This window comes from Pseudomonas sp. p1(2021b) (assembly GCF_020151015.1).
Classification (GTDB): domain Bacteria; phylum Pseudomonadota; class Gammaproteobacteria; order Pseudomonadales; family Pseudomonadaceae; genus Aquipseudomonas; species Aquipseudomonas putida_K.
Window position 1 is genome coordinate 488,923 of the sequence record NZ_CP083746.1, and the last position, 16,985, is coordinate 505,907.

Annotated in this window: 13 protein-coding genes and 1 tRNA gene; 12 read left to right on the plus strand and 2 right to left on the minus strand. The window is 63.7% G+C overall.

Annotated elements, in window-relative coordinates; all coding sequences use genetic code 11:
- Positions 1-80 precede the first annotated feature (80 nt).
- The 9 genes from fdnG to K8374_RS02265 all read left to right on the plus strand — a co-directional run bounded on the left by fdnG (position 81) and on the right by K8374_RS02265 (position 11,369).
- Positions 81-3,149 carry a formate dehydrogenase-N subunit alpha gene (gene fdnG / locus K8374_RS02225; RefSeq protein WP_224457763.1) on the plus strand — a complete coding sequence of 1,023 codons (3,069 nt, stop codon included), beginning with the start codon at positions 81-83 and terminating at the stop codon, positions 3,147-3,149.
- Positions 3,150-4,100, plus strand: a complete 951-nt coding sequence (gene fdxH, locus K8374_RS02230; RefSeq protein ID WP_084857342.1) for a formate dehydrogenase subunit beta — start codon at positions 3,150-3,152, stop codon at positions 4,098-4,100. It begins immediately after the preceding gene.
- A complete protein-coding gene (locus tag K8374_RS02235; RefSeq protein WP_224457764.1) occupies positions 4,097-4,753 on the plus strand; it encodes a formate dehydrogenase subunit gamma in 657 nt (218 codons plus the stop codon). Before fdxH ends, K8374_RS02235 begins: the two co-directional genes overlap by 4 nt.
- Before the next feature lie 4 nt (positions 4,754-4,757).
- Positions 4,758-5,684: a formate dehydrogenase accessory protein FdhE gene (gene fdhE / locus K8374_RS02240; RefSeq protein ID WP_224457765.1), complete on the plus strand. Its 927-nt coding sequence runs from the start codon at positions 4,758-4,760 to the stop codon at positions 5,682-5,684.
- A 140-nt stretch (positions 5,685-5,824) separates the two neighbouring features.
- Positions 5,825-7,252 (plus strand): L-seryl-tRNA(Sec) selenium transferase, encoded by a 1,428-nt coding sequence (gene selA / locus K8374_RS02245; RefSeq protein WP_224457766.1) that lies wholly within the window; start codon positions 5,825-5,827, stop codon positions 7,250-7,252.
- Positions 7,249-9,171 carry a selenocysteine-specific translation elongation factor gene (gene selB / locus K8374_RS02250; protein WP_224457767.1) on the plus strand — a complete coding sequence of 641 codons (1,923 nt, stop codon included), beginning with the start codon at positions 7,249-7,251 and terminating at the stop codon, positions 9,169-9,171. Before selA ends, selB begins: the two co-directional genes overlap by 4 nt.
- Before the next feature lie 6 nt (positions 9,172-9,177).
- Positions 9,178-9,273, plus strand: a tRNA-Sec gene (locus tag K8374_RS02255).
- A gap of 370 nt (positions 9,274-9,643) precedes the next feature.
- The gene (locus K8374_RS02260; protein ID WP_224457768.1) at positions 9,644-10,660 is read left to right on the plus strand and encodes a hypothetical protein; all 1,017 of its coding nucleotides are present in this window, start codon (positions 9,644-9,646) and stop codon (positions 10,658-10,660) included.
- Positions 10,661-10,685: 25 nt separating this feature from the next.
- The gene (locus K8374_RS02265; RefSeq protein WP_224457769.1) at positions 10,686-11,369 is read left to right on the plus strand and encodes a hypothetical protein; all 684 of its coding nucleotides are present in this window, start codon (positions 10,686-10,688) and stop codon (positions 11,367-11,369) included.
- Between the two features lie 93 nt (positions 11,370-11,462).
- On the opposite strand, the gene K8374_RS02270 is transcribed toward K8374_RS02265, so the two are convergent.
- Both K8374_RS02270 and K8374_RS02275 read right to left on the minus strand, forming a co-directional pair.
- Positions 11,463-12,452 (minus strand): asparaginase, encoded by a 990-nt coding sequence (locus K8374_RS02270; RefSeq protein ID WP_224457770.1) that lies wholly within the window; start codon positions 12,450-12,452, stop codon positions 11,463-11,465.
- 69 nt (positions 12,453-12,521) lie between these two features.
- The gene (locus tag K8374_RS02275) at positions 12,522-13,964 is read right to left on the minus strand and encodes an alanine/glycine:cation symporter family protein (RefSeq protein WP_224457771.1); all 1,443 of its coding nucleotides are present in this window, start codon (positions 13,962-13,964) and stop codon (positions 12,522-12,524) included.
- 179 nt (positions 13,965-14,143) lie between these two features.
- On the opposite strand from K8374_RS02275, the gene K8374_RS02280 reads away from it, so the two are divergent.
- The 3 genes from K8374_RS02280 (at position 14,144) to K8374_RS02290 (ending at position 16,886) form a co-directional block, all read left to right on the plus strand.
- On the plus strand, positions 14,144-14,956 hold the full coding sequence (locus tag K8374_RS02280) for a helix-turn-helix domain-containing protein (protein ID WP_224457772.1): 813 nt from the start codon (positions 14,144-14,146) through the stop codon (positions 14,954-14,956).
- A gap of 120 nt (positions 14,957-15,076) precedes the next feature.
- Entirely contained in the window at positions 15,077-15,961 is an 885-nt protein-coding gene (locus K8374_RS02285; RefSeq protein ID WP_084857362.1) for a sugar nucleotide-binding protein, read from the plus strand.
- A complete protein-coding gene (locus tag K8374_RS02290) occupies positions 15,954-16,886 on the plus strand; it encodes an NAD-dependent epimerase/dehydratase family protein (RefSeq protein WP_224457773.1) in 933 nt (310 codons plus the stop codon). Before K8374_RS02285 ends, K8374_RS02290 begins: the two co-directional genes overlap by 8 nt.
- Positions 16,887-16,985: the final 99 nt, after the last annotated feature.

Genomic DNA, 16,985 nt, shown 5'->3' on the forward strand with positions numbered 1-16,985 from the left:
GGCCATCCCGATGGCCACTACCGTGAGTCCTAGAGGCGCCGGCACGTTCCAGGCGCCCAGAACCTGATCAGGAGTGCACGATGGACCTCAACCGTCGGCAGTTCTTCAAGGTCGCCGCTGTCGGCCTTGGAGGCTCGAGCCTTGCGGCGTTGGGCATGGCCCCTACGCCTGCGTTCGCCGAGCAGGTGCGCCACTTCAAGCTGGCGCACACCAAAGAGACCCGCAACACCTGCCCCTACTGCTCGGTCGGCTGCGGCCTGATCATGTACAGCCAGGGCGACGCGGGCAAGAACGTCAAGCAGAACATCATCCACATCGAGGGCGATGCGGATCACCCGGTCAACCGTGGCACTCTGTGCCCTAAGGGCGCCGGCCTGTTGGACTTTATCCACAGCCCCAACCGCCTGCAGTACCCCGAAGTGCGCAAGCCAGGCAGCAAGGAATGGACCCGGGTCAGCTGGGACGAGGCGCTCGATCGCATCGCCGACCTGATGAAGAAGGACCGCGACGCCAATTTCATCGAGAAGAACGATCAGGGCCAGACGGTCAACCGCTGGCTCACCGTGGGCTTCCTCGCCGCGTCAGCCGCCTCCAGCGAGGCCGGCTACCTGACGCACAAGGTGGTCCGTTCGCTGGGCGTACTGGGGTTCGATAACCAAGCGCGTGTCTGACACGGCCCGACGGTGGCAAGTCTTGCCCCGACGTATGGCCGTGGCGCCATGACCAATCACTGGTCTGATATCGCCAACGCGAACCTGGTCCTGGTGATGGGTGGCAACGCAGCAGAAGCGCACCCGTGCGGCTTCAAGTGGGTGACCGAGGCCAAGGCGCACAACAAGGCGCGGCTGATCGTGGTCGACCCGCGGTTCACGCGTACCGCCTCGGTGGCGGACTACTATGCGCCGATCCGTACCGGTACCGACATCGCCTTCATGGGCGGGCTGATCAATTACCTGCTGAGCAACGACAAGATCCAGCACGAGTACGTGCGCAACTACACCGACGTGTCGTTCATCGTCAACGAAGGCTATGGCTTCGAAGATGGGCTGTTCAGCGGCTACGACGCGGACAAGCGTATCTATGCCGACAAGTCTGGCTGGGGCTATGAACTCGGCGAAGACGGCTTCGCCAAGGTCGACCCGACCCTGCAGCACCCGCGCTGCGTCTTCCAGCTGATGAAGCAGCACTACAGCCGCTACACCCCGGAAGTGGCGAGCATGACCTGTGGCATGCCCCAGGACGCCATGATGAAGATCTGGGAAGAGATCGCCACCTGCTCGCAACCGGGCAAGACCATGACGATCCTTTATGCGCTCGGCTGGACGCAGCACTCGATTGGTGCGCAGATCATCCGCAGTGCGGCCATGGTCCAGTTGCTGCTGGGCAACGTCGGCATGCCGGGTGGCGGGGTCAACGCGCTGCGCGGCCACTCCAACATCCAGGGCCTGACCGACCTGGGGCTGCTGTCCAACTCGTTGCCTGGCTACCTGACCCTGCCCGGCGATGCCGAGCAGGACTACGCCACGTACATCGACAAACGCGCATCCAAACCGCTGCGCCCAGGGCAGCTGTCCTACTGGCAGAACTACGGCAAATTCCACGTCAGCCTGATGAAGGCCTGGTATGGCGCCAACGCCACCGCAGAGAACGACTGGGGCTATGAGTGGCTGCCCAAGCTGGATGTCGGCTCCTACGACGTGCTGCGCATGTTCGAGATGATGGGGCAGGGCAAGGTCAACGGCTATATGTGCCAGGGCTTCAACCCCATCGCTGCGTTGCCGGACAAGAACCGCGTCACCGCCGCGCTGGCCAAGCTCAAGTGGCTGGTGATCATGGACCCGCTGGCCACCGAAACCTCCGAGTTCTGGCGCAACGCTGGCCCGTTCAACGACGTCGACACGGCCAATATCCAGACCGAGGTGTTCCGCCTGCCCACCACCTGCTTCGCCGAGGAAGATGGCTCGCTGGTCAACAGCAGCCGCTGGTTGCAATGGCACTGGAAAGGCGCCGACGGCCCGGGCGAGACCCGCACCGACGTGCAGATCATGAGCGAGCTGTTCCTGCGCCTGCGCCATCGCTACAAGACCGAGGGCGGTGCCTACCCCGACCCGATGCTCAATATCAGCTGGCCGTACAAGATTCCTGAAGAGCCTTCCCCGGAGGAGCTGGCCAAGGAAATGAACGGCTGGGCGATCACCGACCAGGTCGATGCGGCCGGTACCACCCTCAAGGCAGGCCAGCAGCTCTCTGGCTTCGGCCAGCTTAAAGACGATGGCAGTACCGCGTCCGGTTGCTGGATCTTCTCGGGTTGCTGGACCGAACAGGGCAACCAGATGGCCCGGCGCGACAACAGCGACCCTTACGGCATGCATCAGGTGCAGAACTGGGCCTGGGCGTGGCCTGCCAACCGGCGCATCCTCTACAACCGTGCCTCCAGCGACCCGCAGGGCAAACCCTGGGAGCCGGAGAAGAAGCGCCTGGTGTGGTGGAACGGCAAGGCCTGGACCGGTACCGACGTGCCTGACTTCAAGGTCGACTCGCCGCCGGAAGCCGGGATGAATCCGTTCATCATGAACCCCGAAGGTGTGGCGCGGTTCTTCGCCATCGACAAGATGGCCGAGGGGCCGTTCCCCGAACACTACGAGCCGTTCGAAACGCCCATCGGCATCAACCCGCTGAACCCGCAGAACAAGAAGGCCACCAGTAACCCGGCCGGGCGGGTCTTCGACTCGGTGTGGGATACCCTCGGCAAGGCCGACCAGTTCCCCTATGCGGCAACCACCTACCGGCTGACCGAGCACTTCCACTTCTGGAGCAAGCATTGCCGCCTCAACGCCATTGCCCAGCCCGAGCAGTTCGTCGAAATCGGTGAGGCGCTGGCTAATGAGAAGGGCATCAAGGCGGGCGATCGGGTGCGGGTGAGCTCCAAGCGAGGGCATATCGAGGCGGTGGCGGTGGTGACCAAGCGGATCCGTCCGCTGAAGGTCAACAACCAGACCGTGCACCACGTGGGTATCCCGTTGCACTGGGGCTTCACCGGCATCACCCGGCATGGCTATTTGACCAACACCCTGGTGCCGTTCCTGGGCGATGGCAACACCCAGACGCCGGAGTCCAAGTCGTTCCTCGTCAACGTGGAGAAAATCTAAATGGCCCAGCAAGACATCATCGCCCGCTCGGCCACCACGACCGTACCGCCTTCGGTACGCCAGCAGCAGGAAGTGGCCAAGCTGATCGACACCACCAAGTGCATCGGCTGCAAGGCCTGCCAGGTGGCGTGCTCGGAGTGGAACGAACTGCGTGACGAGGTCGGCCACAACCATGGCACCTACGACAATCCCCAGGATCTGACTGCCGATACCTGGACCTTGATGCGCTTCACTGAGCACGAGCGCGACGATGGCAACCTGGAATGGCTGATCCGCAAGGATGGTTGCATGCATTGCGCCGAGCCAGGGTGCCTGAAGGCGTGCCCGAGCCCGGGGGCGATCATCAAGCACGCCAACGGCATCGTCGACTTCAACCAGGACCACTGCATCGGCTGTGGCTACTGCATCACCGGGTGCCCGTTCAACATCCCGCGCATCTCGCAGAAGGACCACAAAGCCTACAAGTGCAGCCTGTGTTCCGACCGCGTGGCCGTGGGCCTGGAGCCGGCCTGTGTGAAGACCTGCCCGACCGGGGCGATCGTCTTCGGCAGCAAGGACGAGATGAAGGTGCATGCCGCCGAGCGCATCGTCGACCTCAAGTCCCGTGGCTACGACAACGCCGGGTTGTACGACCCGGACGGCGTCGGCGGTACCCACGTGATGTACGTGTTGCACCATGCCGACACGCCCAAGCTGTATGCAGGCTTGCCCGACCAGCCGGTGATCAGCCCCCTGGTGGGGTTGTGGAAGGGCATCAGCAAGCCGCTGGCGCTGCTGGCCATGGGGGCGGCGGTGCTGGCCGGGTTCTTCCACTACGTGCGGGTCGGCCCACAGCGGGTCGAGGAGCAGGAGCATCCGACCACGGGCGAAGACGGCGTGCACCAAGTGGACCCGTCGGTCCATGTCTATGACCCGACCAAGCCCGGTGGGCAAGGGGAGCCACGGCCATGAGCGACCACAAACCTATCGTGCGCTACAACGCCAACGAGCGAAGCAACCACTGGATCGTCGCGATCCTGTTCGTGATGGCCGGGTTGTCGGGGCTGGCGCTGTTCCATCCGGCACTGTTCTGGCTCAGCCACCTGTTTGGCGGCGGGCCGTGGACACGCATCCTGCATCCGTTCCTCGGGGTGGCGATGTTCGTGTTCTTCCTCGGCCTGGTGCTGCGTTTCTGGCGCGCCAACTTCATCACTGCAAACGACCGCCTATGGCTGCGCCGTATCGACCGGGTGATGCTGAACAAGGAAGAGGGCGTGCCACCGATCGGCAAGTACAACGCCGGGCAGAAGCTGCTGTTCTGGACCTTGCTGTTGTGCATGCTCGTGTTGCTGGTCAGTGGCGTGGTGATCTGGCGAGCCTGGTTCAGCCAGTACTTCGACATCGGCGCCATTCGCCTGGCCACCTTGCTGCATGCCTTGGCAGCATTCGTGCTGATCCTCAGCATCATCGTGCACATCTACGCCGGCATCTGGATCAAGGGCTCGGTAGGCGCGATGCTGCATGGCACGGTGAGCCGCGCCTGGGCGCGCAAGCATCATGAACTGTGGTACCGGGACGTGACGGGCGACAAGGCCCCGCCAAGCCCGGGTAGAAAAGAAGGATGACCGCTTGAGCACGATTCTCGAACCTGGGCAGATCGAGGCGGCGGCGACTGCGCCGCCGTTCCTGCATCTTCCATCCTCCGAGCTGTTCCAGTTGCGAGCCGAACGGCTCGAACACCTGGCCGAGGGGCACGCCTTGAGCGATTACCTTCGGCTGGCCGCCCGGCTGTGTCGTGTCCAGCAGTATTTGCTGGCGCAGCCGCCAACCTCCATGCCGGTGGCCGAGGAACGTCGGCGCCTCTGCCTGAGCCATGGCCTGCCGCCGCTGGCCGCCGACAGCCTGGTGCGCGAGGGGCCCTGGCTGCCTTGGTTGGACGCACTGCTCGAGCACTTCCAGGATGAGCCGAGCGGCGCGCTGGCCGATGCCGTGCGTACCTTGGGCAACAGTGATCAAACGCAGCGCAAGGGCTGGGCCATCGCCTTGCTCGGCGGCCAGTATGATGCCGTGCCAGCTGCCATGGTGCCCTTCATTGGCGCTGCATTGCAGGCGGCATGGAGCCATTGGTTGCTGAGCCTGCCGGAGCCTGAACTCAAACCTGGCGGCAGCCTTTCGCAGTGCCCAGCCTGTGGCTCGCCGGCCATGGCCGGGGTAGTGCGTAACCGTGGCAAACACAATGGTCTGCGTTACCTGGCCTGTTCGCTGTGTGCCTGCGAGTGGCATGTGGTGCGGGTCAAGTGCGTGTACTGCGACTCGAGCAAGGACCTGCGCTACACCAACCTCGAGGATGACCGCCATGCGCCGGGCAAGGCGCCGCTGCGTGCCGAGTGCTGCCCGGGCTGCAACAGCTACCTCAAGCAGTGTTACCTGGAGAACGACAGCGCCGCCGAGCCCTTGGCCGACGACCTGGCCAGCCTGGCACTGGACATGCGCCTGGACGAAGAGGGCTTCCATCGGCTGGCACCGAACCTGATGCTCGCGCCGGGTGGCGGGTGAAGGTCTACACTGCTACATCGAGTTGAGCCCATCGCTGGCAAGTCAGCTCCCACAAGGTCCTGCATGCGCCGACCTGTGGGAGCGGGCTTGTCCCGCGATAGAGCCGGAACAGACTACGGATCAGTTGAAGGTAGTACCGTATGCCCGCGAGCCCCGCTAGCGACACCCCACGCCTGCCCTCTATCGATACCCTGCTGCGTCACCCGACCTGCGAGCCCCTGATCGAGCGGCATGGTCGCGACGCCGTGTTGGCCACCTTGCGCCAACTGCTCGACGATCTGCGCGAGCCTGCCCGCCTTGGCCAGATGGGCGCTGTCGAACTGGCGCCGGACGTCCTCAATGGCCGCGCCGGCGAACGCCTGGCCATCCAGCAGCGCAGCCAGGTCCGCCGGGTTTTCAATCTCACCGGCACCGTGCTGCACACCAACCTCGGCCGCGCCTTGCTGCCGGAAGAGGCTGTCGAGGCCATGCAAACCGCCGCCCGCTATCCGCTCAACCTGGAGTTCGACCTGGCCACCGGCAAGCGCGGCGACCGCGATGACCTGATCGAAGGCCTGATCCGCGAGCTCACCGGCGCCGAAGCGGTCACCGTGGTCAACAACAATGCCGCTGCCGTGTTGCTGGCGCTCAACAGCCTGGGCGCACGCAAGGAGGGCATCATCTCCCGGGGCGAGCTGATCGAGATCGGTGGTGCCTTCCGTATCCCGGACATCATGGCCCGCGCCGGTGTGCGCCTGCATGAGGTGGGCACCACCAATCGCACCCATGCCCGTGACTACCAAGGGGCGATCAACCCGCGCACAGGTCTGCTGATGCGCGTGCACTGCAGCAACTACAGCATCCAGGGCTTCACCACCCAGGTGGCCACGGCCGAGCTGGCCAGCATCGCCCATGCCCACGGCCTGCCGTTGCTAGAAGACCTGGGCAGCGGCAGCCTGCTCGACCTCACGCGCTGGGGCCTGCCGGCCGAACCTACGGTGCGCCAGGCCCTGGCCGACGGCGCCGACATCGTCACCTTCAGTGGCGACAAACTGCTCGGCGGTCCCCAGGCCGGCATCATCGTGGGGCGCAAGGAACTGATCGCCAAGATCAAGAAGAACCCGCTCAAGCGTGCCCTGCGCGTCGACAAGATCACCCTGGCTGCCCTGGAGGCGGTGCTGGCGCTGTACCGCAACCCTGATCGCCTGGCCGAGCGCCTGCCCAGCTTGCGCTTGCTGACGCGCCCGCAAGTCGAGATCGCTGCCCAGGCCGAGCGCCTGGCGCCCGTATTGGCCAATCGCCTGGGGCCGCAATGGGTTGTCAGCGTGGAGCCTGCGCTGGGCATGATCGGCAGCGGCAGCCAGCCGGTGGCACGCCTACCCAGTGCGGCGTTGTGCCTGCGTCCGCAGGTGTCGAAGAAGTTGCGCGGGCGTAGCCTGCACGTACTGGAACGCGCCTTGCGCGCCTTGCCGGTGCCGGTGCTGGGGCGCATCGACGATGATGCCCTGTGGCTCGACTTGCGCCAGCTGGATGACGAGGTCCAGTGGCTGGCGCAGCTCCCTGAGTTGCAGTTGGGACCGACCCAATGATCGTCGGCACCGCCGGCCATATCGACCATGGCAAGACCGCGCTGCTCCAGGCCCTGACCGGCCAGGCGGGTGACCATCGCCAGGAGGAGCGCGCCCGGGGCATGACCATCGACCTTGGCTATCGCTACGCCGCCCTGGCCGAAGGGGGACCGCTGACCGGTTTCATCGATGTGCCGGGCCATGAGCGCTTCATCCATAACATGCTGGCCGGTGCCCATGGCATCGACCTGGTACTGCTGGTGGTGGCCGCCGACGACGGCGTGATGCCGCAGACCCGCGAGCACCTGGCGATCATCGAGCTGCTGGGCATTCCCCAGGCCCTGGTAGCGATCAGCAAGTGCGACCGCGCCGACCCGGTGCGCGTGGCCCAGGTGCAGGCCGAAGTGAGCGACCTGCTGGCGCCCGGACCTTATGCCGATGCGGCCCAGTTTCCGTTGTCCAGCGTCACTGGCGAAGGCATCGAGGCGTTGCGCCAGGCCTTGCTGGCGGCCGAGGCGCGCGTGGGCCAGCGCAGCGCCCGGGGCGGCTTCCGGCTGGCGGTGGACCGGGCGTTCGCCGTGCCCGGTGCGGGTATCGTGGTCACCGGTACGGCGCTGGCCGGGCGGGTCAGTGCCGGGGACAACCTGCTGCTGGGCAAGGCGGGCAAAGCGGTACGGGTGCGCGGCCTGCATGCGCAGAACCAGGCCGCACTGGTGGCCGACGCCGGTCAGCGAGTGGCCTTGAACATCAGTTCCGAGCGTCTGGCCCTGGAGCAGATCCACCGCGGCGACTGGCTGGTGCCGGACTGGCTGCATGCGCCAAGCACGCGGGTGGACATTGAACTCACTCTGCTGCCGGGCGAAACACGCACCTTCGAGCATTTCAGCGCCGTGCATGTGCATTTGGGCACGCAGGATGTCACGGCGCGGGTAGCGCTGCTCGAAGGCGAGACACTGAAGGCCGGCCAGAGGACGTTCGCCCAACTGCTGCTCAACGCACCCTTGCAGGCGGTGCATGGCGACCGCCTGGTGCTGCGTGACCAGCGTGCCCAGCGCACGCTGGGTGGTGGCCGGGTACTCGACCCCTTCGCCCCCAGCCGCCAGCGGCGTAGCGACGCGCGCCTGCGCCAGTTGCAGGTGTTGCGCGAAACTCTGGAGTTGGAGCAGGCCTTGCCTGCCATGCTGGACGCGGCACCGGGAGGGCTGGACCCGCAGCGCCTGGAACGTCAGTTCAATCGGTTGCGTGAAAGCTGGCAGTTGCCCGAGGGCGTGCAAACCATTACCACGAAACAGGGGCCGCTGTTGTTTGCCCGGCATCATTGGCAGGCACTCAAGCAGCAGGTAATCGCACAGCTTGCGCACTTCCATGAACAGGAGCCGGACCAGCTCGGCCCGGACCGCGACCGGCTGCGCCGTTTCGTCGCCTTGCCCGTAGAGCGCCCGGCATTTGTCACCTTGCTGGAGGAGCTGCTGGCGTCGGGCGATATCGTCAGCAGCGGCCCCTGGCTGCACCTGCCGAATCACAAGGTGCAATTGAGCGAAGCCGACGCTGCCTTGTGGGCGCGGCTGCAACCGGCGTTGTTGGAAGGGTTGTATGACCCGCCGTGGGTCCGTACCCTGGCCTCGGCGGAAAAACGCGACGAGGGTGAAGTGCGCCTGCTGCTGCGCAAGCTGGCTCGGCTGGGTCTGGTGCACCAGGTGGTGCGCGATCTGTTCTACCCCGAGGTGACGATCCGGCGCATGGCCGACATGCTATTGCAGCATTCGGCCAGTACACCGATAGTGCAGGTCGCGGCGTTTCGCGATATGTTGGGCATCGGTCGCAAGCGAAGCGTACAGATTCTCGAATACTTCGACCGCCTCGGCCTGACCCGGAGGGTCGCCGACCAGCGTTACATCCGCGCCGACAGCGCCTTGGCCCAGCAACCGGCCAGGCACTGACTACAAGGAAGGCAATCGCGCCCGGTGGCGCGGCCGGGCTTCAAACCCGGTTGGGGACGGCAGCCGTTCCCGGGCAGGTTCGACTCCCGCTGCCTTCCGCCATTCACCCCAACACGCGCACCCTCTGTAGGAGCGGCCTTGTGCCGCGAAAGGGCTGCGCAGCAGCCCCAAAACAGCCATGCCATACCGTCAGGCCGATCCCGCCCGATCATCCCTAACACTGTGTCCAATTATCATGCCCACAAACATGTCAAGGAAGTTAGGCTGGTAATGTATTTAAGAAGAATATTCCTACAGCTGGAGAAATAAACTTCCTACTTTTCGAAATGCCTAATAAAAAATCAGCCAGCCAAAACGCCTTCGAGTTCATTGACTGAAGCCCCTCGCTCTTTTTTACTCTTCTGCACGCCACTTACCCACTTACTGCAGGATGCAGGCATGAATCGTTCATGCACAGTAAGGAATGCAGACCATGTACTACATACCCCCGCTTTGCACACGCACCAACCCCTGGGGCGAAAACCCCCGCGGCCTGCTCGGCAAAGGCGAATTGCCCTGGCCTGAACTGGTCGCCGCTCGAGCCTTCCCGTCATTGATCGACATCGAAGGCTGGTATAACACCGACGACTACAGTGCAGCGATGTTCCTGGCCAATGAGCTAGCGATGCCCGACGCTGAGATGTCGGCAGACGAGGCCCAGGAGTCGCTTACACTTCTGCTCAGCCTGTTCGCCAGGCTCGAAAATGCTGGCCGGAATACTGTCCAAGAGCTCGAAGCCTTGCGCGAACGCGCCGAGTCGATCCCGACCATAGGGCCGCTCTGGTTCTCCCCCGCCAGCCTCCCCAGCACGCTGGGCACAGTCATCCACCTGGTGTATGCGGCGTCGAACACCAAGCGCTTGATCGACCTGCTGGACCTGCCCGAACCTCTGAAGAAAGACCTCAAGGCCTGGGCCGCGGAGCGCGGGCGCGCTGGCAGCCGCTCGGCGCGCAAGTCGTTTCAGCGCCGGATCACGTTGGTGCACGTGGGGGGCGTTCTCAAGTTCCAAGTGCCGGTGATGAAGGGGGTGGCCTATTACAACGTCAGGTCGTTGCGGGTGGGGAACAATCTCCACATGCCGGTTCACCAGGCTCAACGATTGCTGAACAGTCGCGTAGGGCTTGATCCACGGACGTATGGTTCGAGGGGATTCGCGAAGATTATTTCGAGCAATGCGGTAGGAGGCCTATTGTCGTTCGGCCCACAAGCACTTATCGATGCCAGGGACTCCAATTCTCTGGGTGAGTTCTTCGAGCGATCTGCATACAGCCAACCCGCAAATGTTGTTGGCTTTGCTACAAGCGTATTGACCGCTGCGGCTATTGGATCAGCGCCATTAGTACTTGTCGTTGGCATATCTTTCCTGCTCGGCACAATGGCCCAGAAAGCATTCATCGAATATGGGGGCGACAAAAAGTTAGGAGACGGGCTCACCAAGGGACACTGGTAAAATGCCATTCTCAGGGATTCATGAAGTGTTCAAGCTAACCCGCTACAGCATGCTATTTGAAATTGCCTGCCTATTCCTTGCCCATCTAATGTGCGACTGGCCGTTAGCACTCATCATAGTGTTGTCGCTTCTTATTTTTTGGACAAGAAGTCAGTGCGCCTATGTTAGTGATAGTTATAGCGCCTTTTGCACATACTCTTTATTTCAGATATTCTTTTTGATTCTTTTCATCCCAGGGGCGTGCATACTTTCAACGGCCCCCAAAAAAGAGGGGTGGCCTATAGGGACCTTACTTGTCGGCGTACTATTAGCGATTACTGCGATCAGTTATCTCCTGATATCCCGACTGAACATCTCGCCAGTGCCCTACGAGATTCGAGATGGCAGGGTTCATGTTGCGCCTCGCAAGGAAACCTATGTTCCCCCGGTTTGGACCGCCATGGGCACCCTCGGCGGCGGTGCTGTCGTCTCGCTCATGGATGAATACCCTACCGTAACGCTCATAATCTGTATGGCATTGCCCACAATTGTAATAATCGGCATCTGGCGCACTGTAGCCGGCCTCGCCCACCTCCGCGCAGAAGAACGCCGCAAGGGCGTGCGCTACACCTTCTCCAACCTCGAAGAAATCCAAGCCATACGCGCCCGCTCTTGGGCCGCACGCCTGTTTATCGCCTTGAACAACGCTATTGGAATACGCCTTCGCTGACGAGACGCTGCGGCGCAGCGCCCTCGTCAGCCCAGCGTGGGAGGCTGAAATCCCGGGGCCGCTACGCGCCCCGTTCGCGGCACAAGGCCGCTCCTACGCGCGCTCGCCGCACAGGTCCAGGGCAAACCAGTGCTCTGCCGCCTGGACATCGAGTCCGGCGCCCAGCAGCGCGAACAGTTTGCCCAGCGCCGCCTCGCGGGTCATTCCGCCGCCGCTGACCAGCCCTGTGTCACGCAACCGGCTCCCTGCGGCATAGGTATCGAACACCACCGAGCCCTCCGGGCACTGGCTGATCGCGACGATCATCACACCGCCCTGGCGGGCATCGTGCAAGGCATCGAGCAGGGCCTGGTCATCGGACGGGCCGGTGCCGCTGCCATAGCATTCGAGCACCAGGCCCTGGATGCCGGTGTCGAGCAATGCCTGCACGAAACTGGCCTGTAATCCGGGCACCACCGGCAGCACAGCGAGCTTCACCGCCTCGCGCCGCTGACGATAGGCGAGGGCGGGGGGAATCGCCGCTGCCCGCTCGCCTTCACGGTGACGGGGCAGGACCGCGAAGGCATCGAACGCCTCGCTGCGCAGCTTCGAGGCTCGGCAGCCGTGCAGCAACTGGCCGTGGAAATACAACTGCACGCCACTTTCCAGGCCGCGCTCGAACAGGTGCAGGGCACCGAGCAGGTTGCCCCAGGCATCGCTGTCGGGTGCGCCGGCCGGCAGCATGGAGCCGGTCAGCACTACCGGCACTGGCAGGCCCAGCAGCAGGAACGACAACGCCGCCGCGCTGTAGGCCAGGGTGTCGGTGCCGTGCAGCACCAGCACCCCGTCATGGCCATCGCGCTCCACCGCCTCGACGATGGCGTCGCGCATGGCCAGCCAGTTGGCCTGCTGCATGTTGGCGCTGTCGATCAGCGGGTCGAGCTCACGCAGCGACCAGGCCAGGCCTGGCGCGTCGGCCTGCGAGGCCAGGTATTCGCGCATCCGCGCCTCGAAGCCGCTGGCCGGGGCCAGGCCTTCAGGGGTTTGCAGCATGCCGATGGTGCCACCGGTGTAGAGGACGAGAAGATTCTTGACTGCACGCATGGAAAGCTTCCGTAGCGATGAGCGGAGAAGAGAGCCGCCCCGGACGGGGCGGCTGGGCAGGAGAGGATATCAGCGCTGCGGCTGGGCCTGGGCGGCGGCTTTGTCAGCGGCTGTGTCAGCTTGTGGGTTGGCTGGCCAGGCGTTGCGGTCCAGGTCCAGGTCGGCGAACTTGCTGGAATCGAACACCGGTTGCTCGATGCCTGCACGGCGTTGGTCGTCGTAGTCGCGCATCACCCGCAGGCCGGTCTTGAACAGCAGGGCCAGGGCGATCAGGTTGACGAACGCCAGGCAGGTCATGGTGATGTCGGCGAAGGCGAACACGGTGGACAGGTTCTGTACCGAACCCCAGATCACCAGTGCCAGCACCAGGCCACGGAACACCATCAGCACGACGCGGTTGCGGCTGAGGAACTGCAGGCTGTTCTCGCCCAGGTAGTAGTTGTAGAGGATGCAAGTGAAGACGAACAGCGACAGCGCGACGCTGACGAACAGGCGGCCCCAGTCACCGACCACGGCGGCCAGCGAGTTCTGGGTCAGGACGATGCCGTCACCTTCGAAGCCAGGCGTGTAGAAGCCCGACAGCAGGATCAGCAGCGCGGTGCAGGTGCAGATCACGAAGGTGTCGAGGAATACGCTGAAGGCCTGGACCACGCCCTGGGCACCCGGGTGCTTCACGGCGGCCACGGCGGCGACGTTCGGCGCGCTGCCCAAGCCTGCTTCGTTGGCGAACACGCCACGCTTCACGCCCATGACGATGGCGCTGCCGAGCAGGCCGCCGAACGCCGGGTCGAGGCCGAAGGCGCTCTTGAAGATGGTTTCCAGCATGGCTGGCACGTGTTCGATCTGGGTGCCGATCACGTACAGAGTCACACCGATGTAGGCCAGGGTCTTGACCGGGACCAGCAGGTCGGACACCGCCGCGATGCGCTTGATGCCGCCGATGAAGGTGATGGCCAGCAGTACGGCGAGGACGATACCGGTGGTGCCTGGATCGAAGCCGAAGGCGTTCTGCAGCGAGTGGGTCATGGTGTACGACTGCACGCCGATGAAGGCGAAGCCGTAGGTGACCAGCAGCAGGATCGAGAACACGATCGCCATGCTCTTGAGCTTCAGGCCGTGCAGGATGTAGTAGGCCGGGCCGCCGCGGTACAGGCCGTCGCCATCGGCGCGCTTGTAGACCTGGGCCAGGGTACATTCGAAGAAGCTGCTGGCCATGCCCACCAGCGCGGTGACCCACATCCAGAACACGGCGCCTGGGCCACCGAGGGTCACGGCAATGCCGACACCGGCGATGTTACCCGCGCCGACACGGCCTGCCAGGCTCAGCATCAGGGCCTGGAACGAGCTCAGTTGGCCTGCCTGGCCGCGAAGGGACTCCTTGAAAACACCGAACATGTGGCCGAAATGACGGAACTGGACGAACCGAGAGCGGATGGTGAAATAACCGCCGAGTCCGACGATCAGCACGATGAGAAGTTTCCCCGAAAGGAAATCGTTGAGTGCTTCGAGCATTGGAAAATGACCTCGATTCTTATTGTTCGCGTGGAAAGAGCAGCGGGCGACAGGGACGCACCGCTTTCATTGGCGCGCATGGTTGGCCATGACAACTGCGGTTACAATTTCGCGGGTTGCTCTGATTTGATGCGACCTGATGCTAGAATGGCGTCACTCGCATCATCTGGACCCTTCTCATGGGCGATCATTTCTCTATCAACCTGAAATTGGCCTGCAGCCATTACCGCTCTATTTCCGAGGTTTGCCGGCAGCTGTCGATCAACCGCGCGCAGTTCAACAAGTACCTGAGCGGCCAGAGCCGTCCGACGGCTTACAACCTCAAGCGCATCGGCGACTTCTTTGGCGTGGAGGACTACGAACTGGGCCTGCCGCCGGAACAGTTCGCCCGCCTGATCGGTGCACGCACGCTGTCGGCCCAGGCCGAGCCGCAGAACGACCCGATCAGCGAGCTGTTCAAGCCGTTGCATGCCCAGGCGGGCAACCTGTCGCGTTATTGCGGCTACTACTTCGAATACTCCAACTGCATGTCGGTGCCAGGTTCGATCCTCGTGTCGCTGGTGCACCTGTGGGAGGAGCGTGGCAGTTTCCTGTTCGAGCGCCTGGAGCGCCAGGAGCGCTCCACGGCCACCGACCCGCATGCCGAAGTCCGGTGTCGCTACCTCGGTGCAGCCTTCCAGCTACAGGACCGCATGTTCCTCATCGACTACGAGTCGCTGACCTTCAACGAAATGAGCCAGACCATCCTCATCCCGAGCTTCAAGAGCCGCATTACCCGCCTCAACGGCCTGAAGAACGGCGTCTCCAGCGGCGACCGGCGCAACCCGGCCTGTACCCGCGTGGTCTGGGAGTACCTGGGGGAAGAGGTCAACCGCATCAATGCCTATCGCCAGGTCAAGCTGTATCGCCCGGACGACCCGCGTATCGATGACGACGTACGAGAGCGACTGAGTGTCGGGCCGCTCAAGAACGGACTGTTCGAAATCGAGTGACCCGCTATTGCGACGATCGAGCGATAACAGCTATTCAGTAAGGCTGTGGTTGGACTTCCCCGAGAGGAACCCGCAAAATGTCCGCTTCTTTCCCTCAACCTGTTCGGATCTGCTGACTCTATGCGTATGCGCCTGATGCTGTTGGGTGGTGGCAATGCCCTCGGGCAAGCGCTGATTCGTCTCGGAGCCGAAGAGGACATCGGGTTCCTGGCGCCACGCCCGCCGGAGAATGGCTGGACGCCGGCCAGCCTCACGCAGTTGCTCGATGACCATCGCCCCGACGTGGTGGTCAACCTGGCTTATTACTTCGACTGGTTCCAGGCCGAGTCGGTCAGCGAGCAGCGCCTGGCGTTGCAAGAGCGGGCCGTGGAGCGCTTGGCCGAGTTGTGCCAGCACCACCAGATCATCCTCGTGCAGCCTTCCAGCTATCGCGTGTTCGACGGTTCGCGGGCCACGGCCTACAGCGAGAAGGACGAGCCGGTACCGCTGGGGCTGCGTGGCCAGGCTCTGTGGCGTATCGAGCAAAGTGTGCGGGCAGCATGCCCACAGCACGTGCTGTTGCGCTTCGGCTGGGTGCTGGACGAAAGCATCGACGGTGCGCTCGGGCGCTTCCTCACCCGCGCCGAACAACCCCAGGAGCTGCTGCTGGCGGACGATCGGCGTGGCAACCCCACGCCAGTGGACGACGCCGCCCGGGTGATCCTCTCGGTGCTCAAGCAGCTCGATTGCGACGCGCCGCTGTGGGGCACCTACCACTACGCCGGCAACGAAGCGACCACGCCGCTGGCCTTGGGCCAGGCAATCCTCACCGAGGCGGCGCAATGGCAGAAGCTGGCCGTGCAGGCGCCCACGCCCCAGGCCCATGCTGCGCGTCCGGATGCCGCCGAGGAGCCGCAGAACGCCGTGTTGGCCTGCAAGAAGATCCTTCATACCTTCGGTATCAAGCCCCGTGCCTGGCGCGCCGGCTTGCCGCCTCTACTGGACCGATTCTACCGAAATGGCTGATGCTCCCATCCTGATCACCGGCGGTGCCGGCTTCATTGGCTCCCACCTGTGCGATGCGTTGTTGGCCAAAGGCTATGCCGTGCGGGTACTGGACGACCTGTCTACCGGCAAGCGCACCAACCTGCAGCTCGAGCATCCCGCCCTGGAGTTGATCGAAGGCGATGTCGCTGATGCCGCCTTGGTCAACCGTGCCGTCGAGGGTTGCCGGGCCGTGGTGCACCTGGCTGCGGTCGCGTCGGTGCAAGCGTCGGTCGAAGACCCGGTGCGTACCCACCAGAGCAACTTCATCGGCACACTCAATGTCTGCGAGGCCATGCGCCTCAATGGTGTGCGCCGCGTGCTGTTCGCCTCCAGCGCGGCGGTGTACGGCAATAATGGCGAGGGCCAGTCGATCGTCGAGGACACCCCCAAGGCACCGCTGACGCCCTACGCCGTGGACAAGCTGGCCAGCGAGCAATACCTGGACTTCTACCGTCGCCAGCATGGGCTGGAGCCGGTGGTGTTCCGCTTCTTCAATATCTTTGGGCCACGACAGGATCCGTCCTCGCCCTATTCGGGTGTGATCAGCATCTTCTGCGAGCGTGCCACCCAAGGCCAGCCGATCACGGTGTTTGGTGATGGCGAGCAGACCCGCGATTTCCTCTATGTGGGCGATTTGGTCCAGGTGATGGTCCAGGCGCTGGAGCTGGTGCAGGTGGAGGAGGGGGCGGTGAATATCGGCTTGAACCAGGCCACGTCGTTGAACCAACTGCTGACGGCCCTGGCGAAGGTCATTGGTGGCTTGCCGCCGATCAGCCATGGCCCGGCGCGTTCGGGCGATATCCGCCATTCACGGGCGGACAACACGCGTTTGCTGGCGCGGTTCGAATTCCCCCGGCCCACTTCGATGGTCGAAGGCCTGGCGAAGTTGTTGGGCAAAGCCTGACTTCCCAGGTAGCGCGCTGACCCTGTAGGAGCGGGCTTGTCCCGCGATTGGGTCGGACCCGATATCACCGGCGTCTGGCAAGGGCTTCGCCCTTGATCG

What these genes read in the sequence shown, in the direction of transcription:
- K8374_RS02280 (WP_224457772.1), top strand. Translation starts at nt 14,144, where the DNA reads ATGGGCGATCATTTCTCTATCAACCTGAAATTGGCCTGCAGCCATTAC.
- K8374_RS02285 (WP_084857362.1), top strand. Translation starts at nt 15,077, where the DNA reads ATGCGTATGCGCCTGATGCTGTTGGGTGGTGGCAATGCCCTCGGGCAA.
- selA (WP_224457766.1), top strand. Translation starts at nt 5,825, where the DNA reads ATGCCCGCGAGCCCCGCTAGCGACACCCCACGCCTGCCCTCTATCGAT.
- fdxH (WP_084857342.1), top strand. Translation starts at nt 3,150, where the DNA reads ATGGCCCAGCAAGACATCATCGCCCGCTCGGCCACCACGACCGTACCG.
- K8374_RS02270 (WP_224457770.1), bottom strand. Translation starts at nt 12,452, where the DNA reads ATGCGTGCAGTCAAGAATCTTCTCGTCCTCTACACCGGTGGCACCATC.
- K8374_RS02235 (WP_224457764.1), top strand. Translation starts at nt 4,097, where the DNA reads ATGAGCGACCACAAACCTATCGTGCGCTACAACGCCAACGAGCGAAGC.
- K8374_RS02260 (WP_224457768.1), top strand. Translation starts at nt 9,644, where the DNA reads ATGTACTACATACCCCCGCTTTGCACACGCACCAACCCCTGGGGCGAA.
- selB (WP_224457767.1), top strand. Translation starts at nt 7,249, where the DNA reads ATGATCGTCGGCACCGCCGGCCATATCGACCATGGCAAGACCGCGCTG.
- K8374_RS02275 (WP_224457771.1), bottom strand. Translation starts at nt 13,964, where the DNA reads ATGCTCGAAGCACTCAACGATTTCCTTTCGGGGAAACTTCTCATCGTG.
- K8374_RS02290 (WP_224457773.1), top strand. Translation starts at nt 15,954, where the DNA reads ATGGCTGATGCTCCCATCCTGATCACCGGCGGTGCCGGCTTCATTGGC.